Below are 20282 nucleotides of genomic sequence, written 5' to 3'. Positions count from 1 at the left end.
CCCTCGGTCAGACTCGGGCGTGCGGGGATTCGAAGATGAAGTGCCGTCCGCCGATTCGCACGTGCGAGCCGGGAGCGAGCACATGCGGGCGCTGCGCGGGCAGTCGGGTCTCCCGATTGCCGCTCAACGGGTCGACGACGTAGGTACCGTTCGCCGAACCAAGGTCGACGAGCTGCACCGTCCATTCGACGAGCCGGATCTCGACGTGTCGCCGAGAGAGCTGCCCGGACTCGTCCTGCACGCGAATCGGTTTGGGCTTCCCACGCCCTCCACCCCCTCCGGTGCCCGGTTCACGTCCGATCACCAGATCCTCGTCGAGCAGGTACGTGGACCCGTTGTCGAGCAACAGCCAGCCCAGCGGCGGCCGCTCCCCTTCGACGAGGATCGCGGTGAGCTGATCCATGCGGATGCCGCACACCCCGCACAGCCACGATTGCGGGTGGTTGAGATGTCCACGGGAGCAGCGAATCCCGTGGACATGTGCGCGGGATTCCTCGATCTTCACGACCTCGGTTGCCGGCCGCTGATGTTCCTGCTTGGGCAACGGTGCGCGCTGCTCCACCGGTTCGTGCAGGTCGTCGTGATGCACGTGTGCATGCTGCACCGGTTCGGCGGGTCGCACGGGTTGGACGGGCAGCGGCTGCGGAACCGGCTCGGGCGCAATGGGCTCGGGTGCAGCAGGCTCGAGTGCAACGGGGTCGGGACCCACGGAACCGAGCGACGCCGACTGGAACGGTTCACCACCGCCCAGTGACGACGACTGGAACGGTTGCGGTTCGGGCACTGCCACCGGGCCAGGGCGCGGCTCGGGCTGCGGAGGAGGAGGAGGAGGAGGAGGAGGAGGAGGCGGCGGAGTTGGCGCCCGCATGGGTTCGGTCGCCGAGTTCATCGATTCGTCCACAGCGTCGGCGGCCGGCGCGGGCGCAACCGGATCCGGTTGGACGACCGGCTCTTCCACCGGCGGCTCCGGCGCCGGCTTCGAAAAGTCCAGGGGCGGTTCGTGGAAGGCCGGAACGGACTCGGCGTCGACCGGCTCGGCGGCAGGCTTGGATGCGATGTCGTCGACGTGGACTTCTGGACGAATACGCGGTGGTGGCGCGGCGATCTCGTGGATTTCGGTGCCCCGCAGGCCCAGCGGCGTGTGCAACAGGGCACCCCTGGCCGGGACCACACCGTTGACCAGGTCGAAGGTCTCTTCGCCCGGTTCGGCGGGGACCGCGCCGACCAGATACAGCCCCAATCCTTCGAACGGCCACACCACGGCACGGTCGAAGGGTTCGTCGCCCTCCGGTTCGAGTCGCTCACCGTCGGCTTCGGCAAACACCGCCCCGGACATGAAGATTGCGATTCCGGCGCTGTCGGGCGCGGCGAAGGCGATGTTCACCGGGTCGTCGGCGGTGGCGACGATCTCGGCGAGCTTGCGCACCAGATGACGGCCGCGGCGCGGCATCCGGTCGGGTACCGCGACGGCGGCCTGGAGCGCAGTGACGTCCTTGAGCAGCGCGGCCGGTGCGTCGGAGGTGAGCACGCACAGGAATGCGGGTTTGCGGATCACGATTCCGTCGCCCGGGACCAGGGTGACGGTTGGCGTCAGACTCGGGGTCTCGGCTGACGTGGTCAAAAGAACCGGCCTCCTTGGAATCGCCAGTGCGGAAAGATCGCTCGCAACGGCCCGTTGACCGCCACCCACACGATCAGCCAGGTGGTGATGAACTGGATACAGAACACGAGTGGGGTCAGCTCCACATCGTCGGGCAGGACCGGGACGTACTTGAGGAAGAACCAGGCCGCAATGCCCTCGTTGATTGCGGTGAGCAATCCGAACAGCGTCGGCCAGTCCTTCTCCCACCGGAACTGTTGCAGGAAGTGGTAGATGAACTCCCAGCCGACACCCAGCACGATGACCACGGCCAGCACCGTGAACGCCACCTGATAGCTCGTGGCGATCGGGGCGCCGTCGGGCAGGAACGGAGCGAGGACCAGCGTCCAGAGTCCACCGAGGATGCCCAGGACCAGCACCCGGGTCTGAATTCGGCCCCACAGAGTTGGCAGCATGGGTCAGTCCACCCCCTTGTGATTCACCCAGCGCCACCACTGCCGCATCGATCTGCCCGGTCCGAGCCGCTTGCAAAAGCCCTGCTTGGCAAGATCATCGACGATCTCGAGGGCCGCGATCTGCAGCCCGAGGAAGGTGTCGACGCCCGGGAAGTACCCACCGAGAGTCGCACTGCCCGAGGCATAGATCTTCCCGCTGCCATTGCGCGTGCCCTTGAGCTCGAAGTCCCGTTCGACATCCATGCGACCGACCGGGTTGATGCCGGCGCCGGTGTGGTCGAGGAGATCGGCGAGTAGCCGATGCTCGCGGACGTCGGCTTCCAGTCCGGTGCAGTCGATCACGTAATCGGCGTACAGCTCGAAGGTCCCGTCCGGCCGGTGTTGCTGTTCGATCGGTGCGTGCGGGTCGACGCGCACCGTCGCCATCACGCCCTGACCGCCCTGGGCCGGGACCAGACTCTCGGCCTTGCCCACCGCGACGCGATACCAGCCCTCGGAGCGTCCGCGTTTGAGTTGCTCCTGCCAGTCGTCGCGCACCGGAGTGTTGGTGCCGCCCATCTGCTTGTACGCCTCGGCGCGTTCGTGGCCCTCGAGTTTGCGCATGCGCGCCTTGAGTTGGCCACCCCACACCGATTTCGGATAGTTGAAGCCCTGGTAGGCCCATCCGTCCTTGCCTTTGCGCCGCATGAAGATGTGCGGTCCGTGCGCTTTGTCGACGTAGCTGCGGAACAGATGCACGATCTGGGTCTGCAGGCCGTACTTGTCGCGGTCGTCGATGAGCCGCTGCAGGACACGCGATGCGACGATACCGGCACCGCGGATCATCACCGTGCCGGGCTTGCGCTGGAGGGACTGGTAAATGTGTTCGTGCGGCTCGTAGGCGTTGACGACCTTGCTTGCGTCGCGGTACTTCTCACGGAATGCCTGTAGGTCGGGCAGCAGTTTGATACCCGGGTAGCCGATGGCCACGTGAACCCACTGGCTGCGGAACGCGACGCGCTTGGTGGGCGAAGTTCCTTGCGGCGGTGTGAGAATCGTGAAGTAGCCGCCACCGGCCCGGCGTCGGATCATCCGAACCTGTCCGCGATGCAGGCAATTCAGGTAGCCGATCCGGTTGCACTCTTTCTCCATCGACTCGAATGCGTGCCCGGCCTTGGGCGTGTAGTAGTTCGAGAAGATCGGCTCGGTCAGCACGTTCCACAGCGGCCCGATCTTCTTGTCGTTCCACGCTTCCCGCACCGCATACGACGGGAATCCCCAGATGTTGTCCGGCGTCGAGGCGGAGTCCGAGCGCAGCCGCTCACCGCGCGGGATCTGCGACACCCGCGTCAGGTATTCGTAGCTGTGCCACGGCACATCCTGCGGACCGAGCACCGCGATCCGGTCCAGCGGGACGCCACAAATGCGGAGGTAGTCGACCGTGACAAAGGAGCCGATACCCGATCCGACCGTCACGAAAGGCACGTCGACAACCGGAATCCCGGCGAGCTCGACCATCTGGTCGGTCCAGACGTCGGAGTCGATGAGCTCCGGTGTCAGGTCACCGCCGACGGTCTGCACCTGACCACGTGCAGCTGGCTGCGGTGCCCCAGACCTCGGCGGCGGACCGGGTGCTCGTTGACCTGGAGGAGGCGGCGGAAAACCCGGTCCCGGAGGTGGTCCACCCGGCCGACCGGGGTATCGCGGTGGTGGACCGGGAGGCGGCGGCCCGCCCGGAGGAGAGGAGGCAGGCACGATCCGCGTCGGACCTTGCGGGCCACGCGGATCGTGCGGCCCTCGTGGCGCGCTCACCCCAGTGTCCTCGGGTGTCCGGTGACACTCAATCGAACTGGGACGATCGCGTGCACGGCGCCGGACGGGCTAGCCTGACCGCACATCGGTCCTCCAGGTGAGAGGCGGGAACTTGGTGCGACAACTCTAACCCGTAGAAATCCGACCGGCGATCACAACCACTCAATCAGACGACACGCGACAGATGGCTTTCATCCGGCGTTTCGACCCAGGTCAGCGTACTTCCGACGGAAGCGTTCGACGCGGCCTTCCCGGTCGAGCACCCGCGCCCTGCCGGTCCAGAACGGATGCGACTTCGATGAGATCTCCACCACGATGAGTGGGTAGGTCTCACCATCGCTCCACTCCACGGTCGACGACGAGGTCGCGGTCGATCGGGTCATGAATTCGTCGCCGGTGTTGGCGTCGCGGAAGACCACCGGGTGGTATTCCGGGTGAACACCCTTCTTCATCGTCGGTCCTCTCGGGCGATGCTCGTCGACTCGTCGGCATCGCGTTCATCGGGTTCGCAGGGGTCGTTGTGGACGACACCGAACGGGTCGGAATAACTGAGCCAAGCCTGCGGCCCCTCAGCCATCTCGGCGTCGGTCAGGCAGGCGTCGCGGAGCGCTTCCTGTATCTCGATCGGGTCGGCCCGGTGGACGAGCGCGACCATCGACGAGTGCCGGTCTCCATGGGTGTCGTCCCAGCGCAGCGCCGCCATCGCGCGCCACTGGGCGTCGACGCCGGCCAGTTCGTCGACCGGCGTCGCGACCAGCCACCGGCCCGCCTCGCTGACCCGCAGGGCGCCACCGGCGGATTCGAGCCAGAACATGTGGTCGGGCCGCGTCGCCAACCACACCCGCGCCCGCGAACACACCACACCGTCGAGCAGGGCGTCGAGCGCTTCGTGCAGTCGTTCGGGATGGAAGGGCCGATCGGAATGGAACTCGACGATCTGCACACCACACTCGGAATCCAGCGGCGGTTCGCCGACGAGGAGCGGACTGTGCGGACCGCTCACCCGACCGCGGCGAGCACCCGGCTGTATGGCCTGCAGCAGGCTTGTCGCATGCGACGACGACATCGGCCGTTGCGGGAGTTCCAGAATGATAGGCGCCTTGGGCGCCAACCTCGTGAGGACGGCCATCAAACGTGCCGATGCCCAGTTGTCGCGCACAGCCGGATCGGCGGCGGACACCACGAGGGCATCGGCGAACGCGACCTGACCCACGGCCACCTGCGCGAGCGTCCGATCGTCGTCGTACTCGACCGAAATCATCTCCGATTCCGGGACGTCGTCGCCGATCGATGGTTCGCGATTCAGCAGGCCCGCTTCGCCCAGCGTGATGTCGCCGGTCGCCGCGTCGAGCCAATCGGCCTCTGCGACACAGACCACCGTCGCGTGGATGTCGACATCCAGGCCGGCCGGCCCGTCGACGAAACCGGGCATGTCCGTGATCATCACGGTGTCGATGGCCTCGCTGATCACCTCGGGTTCCAGGGTGGAGTCGAGTTCCAGGACAATGCGATTCACGCTGGTGCGCCGATGCAGCTGACGAAGCAGCGGCAGGAGGTCGAAGCGCAGCGTGCACGACGCACATCCGTGCTCGAGTTGCACGAGAGTGGACTGTTGACGGTCGGTGCCGTCGGGGTCCACCGAGCGCACCGTTCGAATGACTGCGCCGGAGTTCAGCGATCGCAGGTCGTGGTGGATCAGCGTCGTTCCTGGCGTCGCAAGCGAGTCGCTCACGCGGGCAACGCCGTCACGGTCGAGCCCGGAAACCAGGATCACCGGCGTCCGGCTATTGGGAACAATTTCCATTTGCACGTCGACCACGCTACCGTGTCCTGACAGTAATTGGAAATCATTGCCAACAAAAAAGGAGTGCTCGTGTCCGCACACTGCCAGGTCACCGGCCGCTCACCCGGCTTCGGTAATCGGGTCTCGCACTCGCACAGGCGAACTCGTCGTCGCTGGAACCCCAACATCCAACGTCGGCGGTTCTACCTGCCGAGCGAGAACCGCTACATCACCTTGCGCGTCAGCACCAAAGGGTTGCGCACCATCGACCGCCAGGGCATCGAGTCCGTGGTGGCCGGTATTCGCGCCCGCGGGGAGAAGATCTGATGGCCGCGCGCGGAAGCGAGATTCGCCCCATCGTCAAGCTGAAGTCAACTGCCGGAACGGGATACACCTATGTGACGCGCAAGAATCGGCGCAACGATCCCGACCGCATGACGTTGAAGAAATACGACCCCGTTGTCCGTCGCCACGTGGAATTCCGGGAGGAACGCTGATGGCCAAGAAGTCCAAGGTGATTCGCAACGAGCAGCGCAAGGTGATCGTCGCCCGCCACGCGGAGCGTCGCGCTGCCCTCAAACGCACCATCGCCGACATATCGTTGCCCGCCGCCGACCGTCGTCGTGCGCAGAGCGAACTGCAGGCACTCCCCCGCAACGCCAGCCCCACCCGATTGCGCAACCGCGACGCCATCGACGGCCGCCCCCGCGGATACATCGGGAAGGCCGGGGTCTCACGGGTCCGGTTCCGTGAACTGGCCCACCGCGGCGAGCTGCCCGGAATCCACAAATCCAGCTGGTAACAGCCGATCTCAGGAGCCATCGATGCCCAAACCCTCTCGCCGACGCGCGGCCGAACCCGCCCGCAAGGCGCGTAATCAACTGACCGCACAGGGAATCAAGGTGGACGGTCGCAACCCGGTGGACTACAAGAACGTCTCCCTGCTGCGCACCTTCCTCTCCGATCGAGGCAAGATCCGCAGCCGACGAGTCACCGGATTGTCACCCCAGGAGCAACGCCAGGTGGCCACCGCGATTCGCAACGCACGAGAAATGGCGCTGCTGCCCTACGGCAGCAATCGCTGACTCGACGAGTTAGGCGAACAGGGCTCTGACCTGCGCATAAGCGTCCACCACCCCACCGCTCTCCGAGGTGCCCGAGACGCCAGCCGAGGGATGCCTCGAAGGGCAGGCGAACAGGCCACGTCAGCGAGCCACCGGACCACTGAAAGTAGGGGAAGGTTCTTCCCCTACTTTCTGCCCCTGCTTGTTGAGTCGCCCGCGAGAAAATTCGCGGGGAGGGCTCCAAGAATAGGGGACGAGTTTCTTCCCCTACTTTCTTGGGACGCTTCGGACGGCGTCGCTCTTCCCACCTCCAGGGTCGCCGCCGCAGGTGGCGGGTGGGTCGCTGACTCGGCGAGTTCGGTTGCCAACCCCCGAATCGGGGAGAAACGCCAGCGACCCGACCGCGAAATCTAGGGGAAAGCGCGCGTGCCACCAGGTCTCCGGGCTCACGACCGTCAGCCAACGACCTGGATCGTCGGAGCAGGGCTGCGACATGGACCTCATTTGTGAGGTCTTTGTGATCGCGACGCGTCGCGATGCCATAAATCGTGTGTTCAGTTAGAAACCCGATGTACACCAGCGGTTTCTGGCCACCCGTGATCTCCGGCTGTCGGCGGCCAGTCAATCCTCCGTCCGCATGTCGAGACTGATCTCCTCGGCATCGAGTTGCTTGAGTTCGCGGGTGAGAAGGGCCGACGAGTAGGTGCCCTGTTTGCGCAACGCGAGCAGGGTGCGGCGTTGGGCTTCGATGATCGCGCGTCGGGTCTTCTCGAAACTCGCGCGGTAGTCCAGAGCGCTGCCGGTGGCGTCCTCGTCCTCGTCGGATTCCCGTTCCATCTGCTCGATCCGGGCGCGCAGCCACGGGAATCGTTGCACCGCATCGGATTCGGTCATCACACGTTGCGCGGTCTTGTTCAGGTCGGCGCGCAGGCGGTCGTGCTCGGCGGCGAGTTCCTCGGGCTTGTCGGCGACCCCGAGCTTCCTGATCAGCCACGGTAGGGTGCCCGACTGCAACAGAAGCGACGCCGCAGCCACCACAAAGGCGATGAGCACCAGCAGCGAGCGGTAGTGCGTGTCCGGGTCCAGCGTCTGTGCCGCCGCCACCGTCACGACGCCGCGCATTCCCGCCCACACGACGAGCGTGCCCTCCTTGGGGCCCAACGGAGCGGCGAGGTAGTAGTCGATGTCCGCGATCTGGCGACGAATGCGCAAACTGTAGAGCCGCGCGGTCTCGGGTCCGAGCTGCGATACGTCAGCTGGTTCGCCTGCCCCTTTTCGACCGGACAGTGCGCGTCGCAGCCGGCGGTCGACCTTCTGGCGTCGTCGCTTGCCCGACGACGTGGCACCCGACGCCGACTGCGCCGACAATCGCTGCGTCTTCGCATGTGAGGTGATGTTGTCGTTCATCGTCTCCAGGTATGGGCGCACCGCCAACCCGCGTTTCGCCGCCCGATTCAGCAGCCAGGCCAGCGGTGTGACATACAACGCTCGGATGAGCAGCGTCACCGCCAGCGCGGCCAGTCCGATCCACACCGCGCGCATCACCCCTTCGTGGTGCCTCTCCACGTCTTGGATCAGCGCGAACAACTCCAGACCCATCAGCAGAAACACCCCGCCTTCCAGGATCAGCTCGACGGTGTGCCAGTTCTGGGTGTCGGAGAGCCGGTGCTGCGGCGTCAGGTAGCGCGCCGCGCCGGCACCGGTGATCAGGCCGGCGGTGACCGCGGCGACCAGGCCCGACGCCTCGAAGTGCTCGGCCGGCAGATACGCCAGGTAGGGCGCGGTGAAGGAGATCGCGGTGTTCACCGTCGCATCCGAGACCCGCGATCGCACAAGCAGATTGAGCACCCCGACGACGCTGCCGATGATCACCGCGCCCACCACCGCCCACGCGAAACCGAGGACGACGCCGCCGAACGACACACTCATCGAGATCGCCGCCATCGCCGAGCGCAGCAGCACCAGGGCGGTGGCGTCGTTGAGCATGCTCTCGCCTTCCAGCACCGCCGTCACCCGCGACGGCGCGCCCATGCGTTTCGCGATCGCGGTGGCCACGGCGTCGGTCGGACTCACGATCGCGCCGAGCGCGATACCCGCGGCGAGACCGATGCCGGGAATCAGCCAGTAGAAGAAGAACCCGAGCGCAACGGAACTGATCACGACGAGCACCACCGAGAGCGCGCTGATGGTCCCGAAGTCCCGTCGGAAATCCATGGTCGGCATCGAGACGGCCGCAGCGTAGAGCAGTGGCGGCAGCACACCGACGAGGATCCATTCGGGATCGATCTCGACCTCGGGCACGCCGGGCATCACCCCGATCACGGCGCCGAATACGACCAGCACCAGCGCGGGTGCGACGTGCACTCGAGGGGCCAGTTCGTGCACGGCCGCGATCGCGAGCACAGCAAGGACCACCAGCAGGACATGCTCCATGGAGACCATCATCGTCCATCGCCGCGTCGGGATAACCCGATGACACCCCGTGCCATCAGCGAATGTGACATTGAATGTTGACAAATAGCCCCGCTGGACATAGTTTCGCAACCCACACACCTGACGCGACTCTCGGTCGCGTCGACGACGAGAGAGGCGAGGACGATGACCGACGCCGCCGTGCGTTACGTGCCCGAACATGACAAGTCCATCGCTGCAGATGACTACGCCCAGGTCCTCGACGACCTGTCGTCCGCGTCGGTGCACCGCAATTTCGATCCGTACCTCGACATCGACTGGGACGCACCGCACATGGCGGTCGTCGAGAACGATCCGCGGTGGATCCTCTCCTACGACGTGGACCCCATCGGTCGCCACCCCTGGTACCAGAACCTGCCGCAGGACAAGCAGATCAAGATCGGCATGTGGCGCCAGGCCAACGTGGCCAAGGTGGGACTGCAGTTCGAGTCCATCCTGATCCGCGGTCTCATGCAGTACAGCTTCAAACTCTCCAACGGCGACAAGCGATTCCGCTACACGACGCACGAGTCCAAGGAAGAGTGCAACCACACCCTGATGTTTCAGGAACTGGTCAACCGCATCGGCATGGACGTTCCCGGCGCCAAGGTCGGCTACCGGCTGATCTCGCCGCTGGTCCCCCTGGCGTCGACGACGTTCCCGAGCATTTTCTTCTTCGGCGTCCTCGGTGGCGAGGAGCCGATCGACCACTTGCAGAAGGACTTCCTGCGCACCCGCTCGAACCTGCACCCGGCAATGGCAGCGGTGATGCAGCTACACGTCGCCGAGGAGGCCCGGCACATCTCGTTCGCGCACAACCACTTGCGCGCCACCGTTCCGGGTAAGGGCCGCATCCAGCGGTTCGCGCTGTCGTTGATGTTCCCCCTCACGATGCGAATCCTGCTCGGCGCCATCATGGTTCCACCGCGCTCCTTCGCCAAGGAGTTCGACGTGCCCCGCGAGGTGATGAAGGACATCTTCTGGCGTTCCGGAGAGTCCAAGCGTGTGCGCCGCAACGTCTTCGGCGACGTGCGGATGCTGGCCGAACAATGCGGCCTGATGAACCCGATCTCCCGGTTGGTCTGGCGCGTGCTGGGAATCGACGGCCGGTCGTCGCGGTTCCGCAGCGAACCCATCTACACCGCAGCCTGATTCGACCAATCCGCCTACCCAGCAAGCAAACTCATGCCTCATGTCGTAACGCAGGCGTGCTGCGGTGACGCCTCGTGCGTCTACGCATGCCCGGTCAACTGCATTCACCCCACACCCGAAGAGCCCGATTTCGGCATTGCCGAGATGCTCTACATCGACCCGTCGACGTGTGTCGACTGCGGCGCCTGCGTAAGCGCGTGCCCTGTCGGCGCGATCGTTCCCGGCCACCGCCTGCCGGAAGGCCAGGAGCGGTTCGCCGACATCAACGCGGCCGCCTACGCCGATCCGATGGACGTCGGCGCACGATTCCCCGTCGATCCCGCGATGCGGTTGCCTCTCGCGCCCATCGACCAGCCGCGTAGGATCGCCGTCGACGGCGATGTCACGGTCGGGATCGTCGGATCGGGACCGTCGGCCATGTACGCCGCCGACGAACTGCTGCGCCACCCCAGCATCTCGGTCACCATCTACGAGCGCCTCGACAAACCGTTCGGCCTGGCTCGATACGGCGTCGCACCCGATCACCTGGCCACCCGCACGGTGATGCGGCTCTTCGACGACGTCGCGGCCAACCCCCGGCTCGACATCCTGCTGAACACGCAGGTCGGACGCGACATCACGCTCGACGAGCTGCGCGCACGGCATCATGCGGTCATCTGGGCCGGCGGCGCACCCACCGACAAGCGTCTCGACATCCCCGGCATCGACGCGCCCGGCGTTGCCAGCGCGACGTCGTTTGTCGGCTGGTACAACGACCATCCCGATTTCGCCGACCTCGACCGGGGCGAGCGAAGCGACGGGAAATGTCTGGACCTGGATGGCGAGAGCGCTCTCGTCATCGGCAACGGGAACGTGGCACTGGATGTCGCCCGCATCCTGGTCTCGGACCCCGACGCACTGGCGCACACCACGATTTCGCGTCGGGCCCTGCGTGCACTGCGGACCTCGCAGGTGCAGGAAGTGATTGTCGCGGGTCGACGCGGCCCCGAACATGCGGCGTTCACGCTGCCCGAACTGGTCGGACTCGTCGACTCCGGCGTCCCGGTGGCCGTCGACCCCGCTGACCTCGACCACCTCGACCCCCAGATCCCACGCGACGCGACCGACACGGCGAAGCTGAACCTGTTGCGCGAGATCGCCGATCGTGGCCTACCCGCCGAACGACATATCCGGCTGGCCTTCTTCTCCTCGCCGCTCGAGGTCATCACCTCGTCGAAGGGCGTGGCCACCGGCGTCGTCCTCGGCCGCAATCGGGCCACCGCAGACGGAGGTGTCGAGCCGACCGGCGCGACGATCACTGTCGACACCAGCCTGGTGCTGACCTCGGTGGGTTACCGTGGGCGGCCCGTTCCGGGTCTGCCGTTCGACGAATCGACCGGAACCATCAGCCATCGCTCGGGACGCGTGTACGACGGCGACGACCCGCTGACCGGCATGTATGTAACCGGCTGGATCAAACGCGGACCGTCGGGCTTCATCGGGACCAACAAGACCGACTCCGCCGAGACCGTCGCCGCGCTGATCGCCGATCTGGAGTCCGGGGCACTCGGGGCACCCGCTGCGACTCGTCGTCGCAGACTCCTCGCGCGGTAGGCATCTACGCTGGGGCCATGGCAGCGGCATACCAGCGCACCACCACACACGCCGACCTGACCGACCTGGCTCCCGGCATGGCGACCGCTCTTCGCGAGCACGCCAAGTCACATCAGTTGCAGATCACCGACGATCTGCCGGCCTGGATCACCCGGAGCATCAATCCGCCGTCGACGACGTTTTTCGGCAAGCTGTTCGGGCGGCGAGCCAACGCCGTCGATCCCGATTCCGAGCACCAGACGCTGGTGGTTCTGCATCCGACACACCTGATCGTCGTGGTGTCGGGCGCACAACGCGGTACCAGTGCGCTGTCGGTGCCGCTCGCCCGTGCCTCGATGCAGCAGCTGGGTCCGACGTCCGACGACGGCTTCTCGGTCACCGGTTTCGGCGCGGATGCTCAGCCGGGCAGTCTCCACATCGGGGTCGGCGCACCCGATGGCACGGCGTGCCAGGAAGCCGTCCGTGCGGCGATCGTCGGCGCGAAGAATCCCTGACCTGTACTGCCACAGCGCATCTGATCACGGATCAACTCAGTTTGGTGACGACCCGGATTCGATGCCTCGCACACCCCGGCCTCCGGGAGTAATCTCGTCCCCCATGTGGGGGACCCACCGATGACGCAGATGTACTCGAGATTCGATTACATCGACGCTGCCCGTGCGACGGCAGCCCAGTTCGCCGCACTCGTCAGTTCGGTCACCGATCCCGAAGCCCGACTCTCGGCAACCCCCGGCTGGACGGTGGCCGATTGCGTCGGACACGTCTCGACCGCACCGGCCCGCTACCTCGCCCTGGCCCGCGGTGTAGGCGACTGGTCGTTCCACGCCGCTGACGTGCCCGATTTCAACGCGAAACAGATCGCGAACCTCACCAGCCGCGACATTCCGATCCTGGTCGCAACCCTGCTCGACGACCTCGACGAGCTTCTCGACGCGGTCGCCCACTTCGGTGCGCAGGTACCCAAGATGCACTTCGACGGCGATCGGATGATCCGGGCCGACGCGGCGCTGGGCATCCTCATCGGCGAGTTCGTGGTGCACGGACACGACATCGCCCGCACGGTCCGCGCGCCATGGCCGGTGGACCCGGAGGTGGCGGCGATGATCGCCCGCGGACGACACCAGATCTTGCCGAGCTGGGTGAACGCTTCGGCCTGCGCCGGCCACTTCGCCACCTACGACATCCACCTGCGCGGCTCCGACGAATCCTTCATCTACGAGTTCACCGCGGGAAATCTGGAGATCAACCCGCCCGACCCCCGGCCCACCGACGTCCACATCAGCGTCGAGCCAACCACGGCGCTGTTGGCCGGCTACGGTCGTTGCTCACCGATGTGGGCGGGCGTGACGGGCCGGGCCTTCGCCTGGGGTGGCAAACCCTGGCTGGCTCCGGCACTCGCCAAACGGTTTCTGCCTGCCTGATTCGACGAGTTCGGTGACTAGCGCTCTGACCTGCACATAAGCGTCCACCACCCCACCGCTCTCTGAGGTGCCCGAGGCACCAGCCGAGGGATACCTCGAAGGGCAGGCGAACAGGCCACGTCAGCGAGCCACCGGACCACTGAAAGTAGGGGAAGGTTCTTCCCCTACTTTCTGCCCCTGCTTGTTGAGTCGTCCGCGAGAAAATTCGCGGGGAGGACTCCAGGGGTAGCGGACGAGTTTCTTCCCCTATTTTTCGTGGATCATCGTCGCCGCGTCGCGCTCCACGGCCCTCTTCCCGCCTCCACGATCGCCGCCGCAGGCGGCGGGTGGGCCGCTGATCCGACGAGTCTGGTGACAGGCCTCATCCGTTCGACGTTGGGTCCGGATTCCAGGCTCAACTTCAAACGGATCGTCTTGGCTTGGATGGACGTGGTCAGCCGGCTGCGCGCACCGCGCGTCGGCGTCCGCGCGACTGCCCGGCACGACGATGAGCCGCGCCCTGGGCGCCACCACCTGAGTGTCCGGTGCCCGCGTGTCCGCCGCCTGCGTGTCCGCTGCCGGTGTGTCCGGTCCGGCGCGCATTCCCGGCACCGCTGCGACGACCATCCGCCGCACCGGCACCCGAGTGTGACCGGCCGGAACCGCGTCGACGCTGCTTACCCGGCTGGGACTTGCCCGACTGGGAGCGCGCCTGCGGAGCCTTCGCCGGCGCAGGTGCGACGTGCGCGGCACGCTCGCCGACCAGGACGCCGACCGCCTCGGAGGTCGGCGACACCACGGTCGGCGACACCGAGATCTTGGCCTTGCGCAGCAGAGCAGCGACGTCGCGCCGCTGGTCGGGCAGGCACACCGTCACCACGTCGCCTGCGCTGCCCGCACGAGCGGTACGGCCCGAACGATGAAGGTACGCCTTGTGTTCGGCGGGCGGGTCGACGTGCACGACGAGCTCGATGTCGTCGACATGCACGCCGCGGGCCGCGACATCGGTCGCGACCAGCACGCGCACATCACCGGAACCGAAAGCGCCCAGGTTCCGATCACGTTGGGGCTGACTGAGATTGCCGTGCAGGTCCACCGCCGGGATGCCACCCTCGGTCAGCTTGCGAGCAAGCTTCTTGGCGTGATGCTTGGTGCGGGTGAACAGGATTCGACGCCCGGCGCCCGACGCGAGTTCGGTGATCAGCGCCGCCTTGTCGCTCGCGGACACCTCGAAGACGTGGTGGGTCATGGCCGCGACCGGCGAATTGGCCTCGTCGACCGAATGCATCGCCGGGTTGTCGAGGAAGCGGCGTACGAGCTTGTCGACGCCGTTGTCGAGGGTCGCCGAGAACAGCAGGCGCTGTCCGTCGGCGGGAGTCGCGGCCAGAATCCGGGTGACGACCGGCAAGAAACCGAGGTCGGCCATGTGGTCGGCCTCGTCGATGACCGTGATCTCCACGTCGTCGAGCGTCACGATGCCCTGCTTCATCAGGTCGTCCAAACGGCCCGGGCATGCGACGACGATATCGACGCCACGCCGGAAAGCCTGCTCCTGGCGGGCCTGTTTGACGCCACCGAACACGGTGGTCACGCGCAGGCCGACGGCCGCCGCGAGCGGTTCGACGACGCCCGCGATCTGCGTTGCGAGCTCACGGGTCGGGGCCAGGACCAGGCCGGTCGGCGCGCCCGGGGTGCGGGCGACCTTCAACTCGGCCAGACCCGCGACCAGCGGGATGGAGAAGGCGAGGGTCTTACCCGAGCCGGTTTTTCCGCGACCGAGGACGTCGTTGCCCTCGAGGGTGTCGCCCAGGGTGTCGGCCTGAATCGGGAATGCTTCGGTTTTACCTTCGGCGGCAAGAACTTTCACCAGTTCTGCGGGCACACCGAGGGATTCGAATGTGGTCATGTACTGCTTTCTGCGTTGAGGCACGCTCCGATCGCGGCCATTGCCGGTCGATCTCAGGTGCTCAGATGGCGAACACGCAGGTGTGCGGGTCCGTTCGCCGTACGAAGTCGTGGAGCAGGGGCCGGGTTGCGGACTGGGTCTGTTTGTCCTGCGGCCGCGCTGCGAATCAGCGTTCTACGACGCGTTGACGTCGCCCATCGGGCGCGTCACCGCTGACCACCCTACGTGTCTAGTAGTCGCACGGCCAATTCTGTGACCCACGTCGCCTTTGGCCGTCAGAACGCTTCGCTCAGCATCACCGCGACCGTGCCCGGCTCCAGTGCCGCGAAAACGTGCTCCACGTCGCCCGGATACGAGATGTAGTCACCGGGTCCGAGTTCCTCCGGTGCGTCGGTCGGTCCGAGTCGGGCGCGGCCTGCGCTGATCACGACATGTTCGACGATCCCCCGCGCATGCGGCGCCGATATCCGCGGCTTGCCGGGTTCGGCCCGGATGACATACATGTCCCGGCGTGATCCGGGCGCCGCGGTGGAGAGCAGCGTCGCCGAGTAGTCGGCGTCGGCTGCTGGAATCACCGGACCGCCGCCGAAGCGGATGACCTCGACGGTCGGGGTCGGCGAGTCGAGCAGTGCCGAGAACTGTATTCCGAGGGCAGTCGAGAGGGCCCACAACGTCTCCACGCTGGGGTTTCCGTCGCCCGACTCGAGCTGCGACAACGTCGACTTGCCAATACCCGCACGTCGCGCGAGTTCGCCGATCGACAGCCCCGCCCTGGTGCGCTCACGTTTGAGCGACGCCGCGACCAGCGCTTTGGGATCGGCGGTCGCGCGGCGCGAGTCGTTCGGTTCATTGAACGAGTGTCCGTCTTGACGAACAGGTGTCATGTGTTCATCATAGTGGACATGCGTTCGGCTTGGAGAACATTAGACGGCTCGACGGTGCGTGCGGTGGCCGTCATGTGCCTGTCGGTTCTCGTCATCGGCGCGTCGTACGGCGTCACGGCCCATGGCGCGGGGCTGACGTGGTGGCAGATCGTCGGCATCGCGACCGTGGTGCTGGCAGGGTCGTCGGAGTTCGTCTTTGTCGGAATCCTTGCCGCCGGCGGCGCCCCCATTCTCGGTGCACTCGCCGGAATCCTGGTCAACACACGCAATTTCGGCTACGGGCTGGCGGTCGGCAAACATCTGCCAGGCGGTCGGGGTCTGCTCATTCGAGCCCACCTCATCAACGACGAGACGGCGGCGCTGACCACTGCGGAACGCGATCCCCGACGGGCTCGCGCGGCGTTTTTACTCTGCGGCGCAGGCATTCTCGTGGCCTGGCCGGCCGGTGCGGCAATCGGTGCCGCAATGGGCGGCGTCATCGCGTCGCCGGAGGCGCTCGGCCTCGACGCCGCCTTCCCCGCACTCCTGGCCGCACTCGCGATCCCAGCGTTGCGTGATCGTCGAACCCTGCTTGCGGCACTCGTCGGCGGCGCTGTCGCACTTATGCTCACGCCGTTCACCCCAGCTGGCCTGCCGATCCTCGGCGCACTCGCCGGGTTCGCCGCCCTCGAAGCGCTGCGTCGTCCGCCGAAATCTGTACCTGGGAGCGTCGTCGGGTGCACTGTGCACTCGGCAGAGCCCCGGGGTACAGAATTCCTACAGGTCGACGAGGCGGGTTTGCGATGAGCGGATGGGCTCTGGGAATTGCTGTCGGGGTGCTCGCTGTTGGCACCTACCTCATCCGGCTCGCGGGTCCGACGCTGCGCAACCGCATCACGATCTCGTCCGCCACCGAGGCCCTTCTCGACCGCGCCGCGATCGTCCTGCTGGTGGCCGTCGCCGTGACCGGCACGATGTTCGTCGACCACGATTTCGCCGGCTGGGCTCGGCCCGCGGGTGTCGGGGTCGGCGTCGTAGCCGCGCTGTGCAAGGCGCCGATCGCCGTCGTCGTGATCCTGGCCGCCGCAACAGCCGCTGGACTACGCCTGCTCGGACTCCCCTGACCCTCGTGGTCAGCGCACCACCGCTGGATGGGTGCAGCTGTCGGGAACGGCGACCAGCGAGCAGGGCACAGGCATGCGGGTGGGCCGGTATCCCACCGGAACGCCGCGGGCGGCCGTGATTGCACGATAAGCGACAACGCCATCGGTGGCATGGCGCTTCAGCGACGGATCACCCTGTGCGTCAACGGTGTACAGACCGAACCGCGCGTCGAAGTCACCCCATTCGTAGTTGTCCGTCAGGCTCCAGTAGTTGTACGAAACCACCGGCACACCGTCCTGCTTGGCGCGTTGCAACCAGTACACGGTGTCGCGCAGATGATCGCCCCGACGGTATCCGTCGGCTCGCCAACCTCGCGGATCGGTGGCCAGACCGTTCTCGACCACCCGGATCGGCTTCCCCGGAAACCGTTGCGCCACATGACGAAGGACGTAGTAGATGGACTCCGGCGCCTGCGAACTCTTCCAGAACTCACCGGTCGCGCCATATGCCACCGACGCATCGGTCACCGAGAACGAGTAGTAATGGTCTACGCCAACAAAGTCCAGCGTGTCTCGAAGTCGTTCTGGGAAGAGACTTTCCAACCACGACTGGACGCCCGGCACCGGGAAGTACGCCAAGTTCGACGACACCTGCGCGCCCGGCTGCACGGCGTGGATGTGACGGTAGATTGCGCGGTGGGCCGCGATGATCCCGTCGACCATTCGGCCGAGATTCTCGGGTCGCACACCGCCGTACATCAGTTCGCGACGCACGTACTCGGTCGGCTCGTTGAAGGTGATCCAGAGCGGATTGGCCCATGCGTACCGGTTCACCGCACGGTTGGCGAATGCGACCAGATCGGCGGCCATCCCGGCCCGATTCCATCCGCCCCGATCCACCTCCCAGCCGGGATGCACCCAGTGATTCAGCGTGATCATCGGTCGCATGCCGGAGTCGACGACGTCACGGATCACGCGGTCATAGAACGCCCAGCCCGCCGGATCGTAACGACCGGGCGCGGGCTGCACCCTCGACCACTCGATCGACGTCCGATAGATCCCGACGCCGAGCGACTTGGCGCGGGCGATGTCGCCGCGATACTGGTGGAAGAAGTCGACCGCCCTCCCGACCGGTTGGTCGACCTTGCCCTGCTTGCCGTAGCGCAACCAGTTGGAGTCGCGGTTGTAGCCCTCGGACTGGAATCCCGACTGTGCGACGCCGAACTGGAACCCGGGTCCGAGGTCGGGTACCGCTGCGCGCGCGGGCGTCGGGCCGACCAGCACCAGCATGGCCGCAGCGAGTGCGACCGACACGATCATCGTCATGAACACTCGAAACTGGCGCATCTCTGGATTTCTACCCCATCGACGACGCCGCCGACGGACGAATCGACGCGACGATCTCACACGTGACGGGGGATGCCCCGCGCCGTCGCACGTGCGATTGTCTGTGTGATGTTCTCCGACCGACCTGTTCGGAGCACCACCACGAAGTACGGTTTTCGCGACACTTGAGTCCACAGGAGCGCCATGACCACCGAGCCACCACCCGCGGACGATTCATCGTCGGAGAGTACCGACTCCGACGACGCGACCCCTACCACCGAGATCACCAGCGACTCACCTGAGCCCGCAAAGACCACACCGGTCGTGACCGCTCCGCTGAACAAGCTAGAAGCCGACGAACGTGCCGAACTCGAGCGCCTGCGCGCGGAGGTCGCGTCGCTGCGTGCGAAGACCGACGCCGAGTCGAAACAGGACGACAAACTCCCCCGGCACCTGGGCCGACGCATCGTCGCCGGTTTCCTGGTCGTGGTGTGCGCCCTCTTGGCGATCCTCGGCGTGGTCACCCGCTACATCCAGAACGACATCATCAACACCGACCGCTATGTCGCGATGGTGACGCCGATCGCGGCGAATCCAGCGGTTCAGGATCAGGTGATCACCTCCATCACGACCGCGATCAACGACCAGCTGAATCTCGAAGCGGTGGTCGGCGACGCGCTGCAGAAGATCGTCGACGCGACACCGGCCGACCGGCCTCGAATCGATGCGGCCTTCGTCGGACTGGCACCGGTCATCGCCGGGCAGGCAACGTCGTACATCAACAAGACGGTCAGCGAGTTCGTCCGATCCCCCGACTTCCAGACGTTGTGGATCAACGCGAACAAGCGTGCCCAGGAACGCATTCTGGGTCTCGTGAGCGCCGACCCGAAGAACGCCGCGGTCAAGATGGACAAGGCGGGCACGATCAGTATCCAGCTCGGCCCCATCATCGATCAGGTGAAGCAGAGGCTGGTTCAACGCGGATTCTCGCTCGCCGCAAGGATTCCCACGATCAACAAGGAATTCGTCATCGTCCAGTCGGCGCCACTTGCCCGGGCGCAGAACACTTTCCACGCACTCGACCGCGCCGGCACCTGGTTGCCGTGGATCGCGCTCGCATGCGCCATCGGGGCGGTGGCCCTGGTCGGTGCAGGCCGACGACGCGCCATGGTGACGACCGTCGCGGTCGCACTCCTGATCGCCATGTTCGCGCTGGCACTAGGCCTGCTGATCGGACGGTCGTTCTACCTCCACGCCATCCCGACCGACGTGCTGTCCCCGGCTGCGGCGTCCTACATCTTCGACACGCTCATCAATCCGCTGCGAGTACCGCTTCGCGTGGTTGCCGTGATCGCGCTCGCCGTCGCGATCATCAGCTTCTTCAGCGGTCCGTCGCGCACGGCGTCGGCGACCCGAGACGCGTTCCGGCACGCCGCTCTGATGGGTGGCCGAGGCAAGCGCGAACCCAACAACATCGAGCAGACGCTGTGGCGCATCCGCATCCCGGTGCGGGTGACCATCGCGGTGGCGGCCGGCCTGGTCCTGGTGTTCTGGGAGTTCCCCACAGGTCTGGTGGTGTTCTGGACCGCGGTGATCGCCGTCCTGGTGCTCATCGCCTTCGAGTTCGCCGCCGCACCGGGCCGCAACGCCGTCGCTCCGAAACCGGATTCCTCTGCCGGCGAAAGTCCGACGCCGACCGAGCAGGTCACGGCGGCTACCTGAGCGCGTTCTCGGGAGGAGCGCCCCTGTCGATGGCTGAGGCGCGAGCCTCGAAGCCGTTGGTGAGATGACATTG

At 66.1% G+C, this 20282-nt stretch carries 20 protein-coding genes; 11 read left to right on the top strand and 9 right to left on the bottom strand.

What is annotated here, in order from left to right; translation table 11 throughout:
- Positions 1-7: 7 nt before the first annotated feature.
- The 5 genes from MKW15_RS04800 to mrf all read right to left on the bottom strand — a co-directional run bounded on the left by MKW15_RS04800 (position 8) and on the right by mrf (position 5650).
- Complete coding sequence (locus MKW15_RS04800; protein ID WP_240856433.1) at positions 8-1621, bottom strand: FHA domain-containing protein; 1614 nt, start codon at positions 1619-1621, stop codon at positions 8-10.
- Positions 1618-2055, bottom strand: coding sequence for a hypothetical protein (locus MKW15_RS04795; RefSeq protein ID WP_240856432.1), 438 nt, complete (start codon positions 2053-2055; stop codon positions 1618-1620). Before MKW15_RS04795 ends, MKW15_RS04800 begins: the two co-directional genes overlap by 4 nt.
- 3 nt (positions 2056-2058) lie before the next feature.
- Entirely contained in the window at positions 2059-3615 is a 1557-nt protein-coding gene (locus MKW15_RS04790; RefSeq protein WP_374246207.1) for an FAD/NAD(P)-binding protein, read from the bottom strand.
- Between the two features lie 422 nt (positions 3616-4037).
- On the bottom strand, positions 4038-4298 hold the full coding sequence (locus MKW15_RS04785; protein WP_240856431.1) for a type B 50S ribosomal protein L31: 261 nt from the start codon (positions 4296-4298) through the stop codon (positions 4038-4040).
- Positions 4295-5650, bottom strand: a complete 1356-nt coding sequence (gene mrf, locus MKW15_RS04780; protein ID WP_240856535.1) for a ribosome hibernation factor-recruiting GTPase MRF — start codon at positions 5648-5650, stop codon at positions 4295-4297. Before mrf ends, MKW15_RS04785 begins: the two co-directional genes overlap by 4 nt.
- A 69-nt stretch (positions 5651-5719) precedes the next feature.
- Here mrf and rpmB point away from each other — a divergent pair, with 69 nt between their 5' ends.
- From rpmB to rpsR, 4 genes are read left to right on the top strand one after another with little or no spacing between them, the layout of a single operon-like run.
- Positions 5720-5956: a 50S ribosomal protein L28 gene (rpmB, locus tag MKW15_RS04775; RefSeq protein ID WP_240856430.1), complete on the top strand. Its 237-nt coding sequence runs from the start codon at positions 5720-5722 to the stop codon at positions 5954-5956.
- A complete protein-coding gene (gene rpmG / locus MKW15_RS04770) occupies positions 5956-6126 on the top strand; it encodes a 50S ribosomal protein L33 (RefSeq protein WP_240856429.1) in 171 nt (56 codons plus the stop codon). Before rpmB ends, rpmG begins: the two co-directional genes overlap by 1 nt.
- Positions 6126-6431, top strand: a complete 306-nt coding sequence (gene rpsN / locus MKW15_RS04765) for a 30S ribosomal protein S14 (RefSeq protein ID WP_240856428.1) — start codon at positions 6126-6128, stop codon at positions 6429-6431. Before rpmG ends, rpsN begins: the two co-directional genes overlap by 1 nt.
- 22 nt (positions 6432-6453) lie before the next feature.
- Positions 6454-6714, top strand: a complete 261-nt coding sequence (gene rpsR / locus MKW15_RS04760) for a 30S ribosomal protein S18 (RefSeq protein ID WP_240856427.1) — start codon at positions 6454-6456, stop codon at positions 6712-6714.
- A 600-nt stretch (positions 6715-7314) separates the two neighbouring features.
- On the opposite strand, the gene MKW15_RS04755 is transcribed toward rpsR, so the two are convergent.
- The gene (locus MKW15_RS04755; protein ID WP_240856426.1) at positions 7315-9126 is read right to left on the bottom strand and encodes a cation:proton antiporter; all 1812 of its coding nucleotides are present in this window, start codon (positions 9124-9126) and stop codon (positions 7315-7317) included.
- Positions 9127-9291: 165 nt separating this feature from the next.
- On the opposite strand from MKW15_RS04755, the gene MKW15_RS04750 reads away from it, so the two are divergent.
- The 4 genes from MKW15_RS04750 to MKW15_RS04735 all read left to right on the top strand — a co-directional run bounded on the left by MKW15_RS04750 (position 9292) and on the right by MKW15_RS04735 (position 13310).
- Positions 9292-10296, top strand: coding sequence for an AurF N-oxygenase family protein (locus tag MKW15_RS04750; RefSeq protein ID WP_240856425.1), 1005 nt, complete (start codon positions 9292-9294; stop codon positions 10294-10296).
- A gap of 33 nt (positions 10297-10329) precedes the next feature.
- On the top strand, positions 10330-11889 hold the full coding sequence (locus MKW15_RS04745) for a 4Fe-4S binding protein (protein ID WP_240856424.1): 1560 nt from the start codon (positions 10330-10332) through the stop codon (positions 11887-11889).
- Between the two features lie 17 nt (positions 11890-11906).
- The gene (locus MKW15_RS04740) at positions 11907-12383 is read left to right on the top strand and encodes a hypothetical protein (RefSeq protein ID WP_240856423.1); all 477 of its coding nucleotides are present in this window, start codon (positions 11907-11909) and stop codon (positions 12381-12383) included.
- A gap of 120 nt (positions 12384-12503) precedes the next feature.
- Positions 12504-13310, top strand: a complete 807-nt coding sequence (locus tag MKW15_RS04735) for a maleylpyruvate isomerase family mycothiol-dependent enzyme (protein WP_240856422.1) — start codon at positions 12504-12506, stop codon at positions 13308-13310.
- 433 nt (positions 13311-13743) lie between these two features.
- Here MKW15_RS04735 and MKW15_RS04730 read toward each other — a convergent pair whose 3' ends face one another.
- Both MKW15_RS04730 and MKW15_RS04725 read right to left on the bottom strand, forming a co-directional pair.
- The gene (locus MKW15_RS04730) at positions 13744-15195 is read right to left on the bottom strand and encodes a DEAD/DEAH box helicase (RefSeq protein WP_240856421.1); all 1452 of its coding nucleotides are present in this window, start codon (positions 15193-15195) and stop codon (positions 13744-13746) included.
- A gap of 275 nt (positions 15196-15470) precedes the next feature.
- Positions 15471-16079: a helix-turn-helix domain-containing protein gene (locus MKW15_RS04725; RefSeq protein WP_240856420.1), complete on the bottom strand. Its 609-nt coding sequence runs from the start codon at positions 16077-16079 to the stop codon at positions 15471-15473.
- Positions 16080-16097: 18 nt separating this feature from the next.
- On the opposite strand from MKW15_RS04725, the gene MKW15_RS04720 reads away from it, so the two are divergent.
- Positions 16098-16865 carry an AzlC family ABC transporter permease gene (locus MKW15_RS04720; RefSeq protein WP_240856419.1) on the top strand — a complete coding sequence of 256 codons (768 nt, stop codon included), beginning with the start codon at positions 16098-16100 and terminating at the stop codon, positions 16863-16865.
- Positions 16862-17182: an AzlD domain-containing protein gene (locus tag MKW15_RS04715; RefSeq protein ID WP_240856418.1), complete on the top strand. Its 321-nt coding sequence runs from the start codon at positions 16862-16864 to the stop codon at positions 17180-17182. The genes MKW15_RS04720 and MKW15_RS04715 overlap by 4 nt, the downstream gene beginning before the upstream one ends.
- A 9-nt stretch (positions 17183-17191) precedes the next feature.
- On the opposite strand, the gene MKW15_RS04710 is transcribed toward MKW15_RS04715, so the two are convergent.
- Positions 17192-18508 (bottom strand): family 1 glycosylhydrolase, encoded by a 1317-nt coding sequence (locus MKW15_RS04710; RefSeq protein ID WP_240856417.1) that lies wholly within the window; start codon positions 18506-18508, stop codon positions 17192-17194.
- A gap of 183 nt (positions 18509-18691) precedes the next feature.
- On the opposite strand from MKW15_RS04710, the gene MKW15_RS04705 reads away from it, so the two are divergent.
- Positions 18692-20209, top strand: a complete 1518-nt coding sequence (locus MKW15_RS04705; RefSeq protein ID WP_240856416.1) for a hypothetical protein — start codon at positions 18692-18694, stop codon at positions 20207-20209.
- Positions 20210-20282: the final 73 nt, after the last annotated feature.

Source organism: Gordonia gummivorans, from assembly GCF_022513585.1.
In the GTDB taxonomy this organism is placed as follows: Bacteria; Actinomycetota; Actinomycetes; order Mycobacteriales; family Mycobacteriaceae; genus Gordonia.
Note: the sequence above shows the minus strand (reverse complement) of the source record. Positions and strands in the feature narration are given on the sequence as shown.

What these genes read in the sequence shown, in the direction of transcription:
- MKW15_RS04785 (WP_240856431.1), bottom strand. Translation starts at nt 4,298, where the DNA reads ATGAAGAAGGGTGTTCACCCGGAATACCACCCGGTGGTCTTCCGCGAC.
- MKW15_RS04750 (WP_240856425.1), top strand. Translation starts at nt 9,292, where the DNA reads ATGACCGACGCCGCCGTGCGTTACGTGCCCGAACATGACAAGTCCATC.
- MKW15_RS04795 (WP_240856432.1), bottom strand. Translation starts at nt 2,055, where the DNA reads ATGCTGCCAACTCTGTGGGGCCGAATTCAGACCCGGGTGCTGGTCCTG.
- MKW15_RS04705 (WP_240856416.1), top strand. Translation starts at nt 18,692, where the DNA reads ATGACCACCGAGCCACCACCCGCGGACGATTCATCGTCGGAGAGTACC.
- MKW15_RS04710 (WP_240856417.1), bottom strand. Translation starts at nt 18,508, where the DNA reads ATGCGCCAGTTTCGAGTGTTCATGACGATGATCGTGTCGGTCGCACTC.
- MKW15_RS04730 (WP_240856421.1), bottom strand. Translation starts at nt 15,195, where the DNA reads ATGACCACATTCGAATCCCTCGGTGTGCCCGCAGAACTGGTGAAAGTT.
- mrf (WP_240856535.1), bottom strand. Translation starts at nt 5,650, where the DNA reads ATGGAAATTGTTCCCAATAGCCGGACGCCGGTGATCCTGGTTTCCGGG.
- rpmG (WP_240856429.1), top strand. Translation starts at nt 5,956, where the DNA reads ATGGCCGCGCGCGGAAGCGAGATTCGCCCCATCGTCAAGCTGAAGTCA.
- MKW15_RS04715 (WP_240856418.1), top strand. Translation starts at nt 16,862, where the DNA reads ATGAGCGGATGGGCTCTGGGAATTGCTGTCGGGGTGCTCGCTGTTGGC.
- rpsN (WP_240856428.1), top strand. Translation starts at nt 6,126, where the DNA reads ATGGCCAAGAAGTCCAAGGTGATTCGCAACGAGCAGCGCAAGGTGATC.
- MKW15_RS04755 (WP_240856426.1), bottom strand. Translation starts at nt 9,126, where the DNA reads ATGGAGCATGTCCTGCTGGTGGTCCTTGCTGTGCTCGCGATCGCGGCC.
- MKW15_RS04740 (WP_240856423.1), top strand. Translation starts at nt 11,907, where the DNA reads ATGGCAGCGGCATACCAGCGCACCACCACACACGCCGACCTGACCGAC.
- MKW15_RS04745 (WP_240856424.1), top strand. Translation starts at nt 10,330, where the DNA reads ATGCCTCATGTCGTAACGCAGGCGTGCTGCGGTGACGCCTCGTGCGTC.
- MKW15_RS04735 (WP_240856422.1), top strand. Translation starts at nt 12,504, where the DNA reads ATGACGCAGATGTACTCGAGATTCGATTACATCGACGCTGCCCGTGCG.
- MKW15_RS04725 (WP_240856420.1), bottom strand. Translation starts at nt 16,079, where the DNA reads ATGACACCTGTTCGTCAAGACGGACACTCGTTCAATGAACCGAACGAC.
- MKW15_RS04720 (WP_240856419.1), top strand. Translation starts at nt 16,098, where the DNA reads ATGCGTTCGGCTTGGAGAACATTAGACGGCTCGACGGTGCGTGCGGTG.
- rpsR (WP_240856427.1), top strand. Translation starts at nt 6,454, where the DNA reads ATGCCCAAACCCTCTCGCCGACGCGCGGCCGAACCCGCCCGCAAGGCG.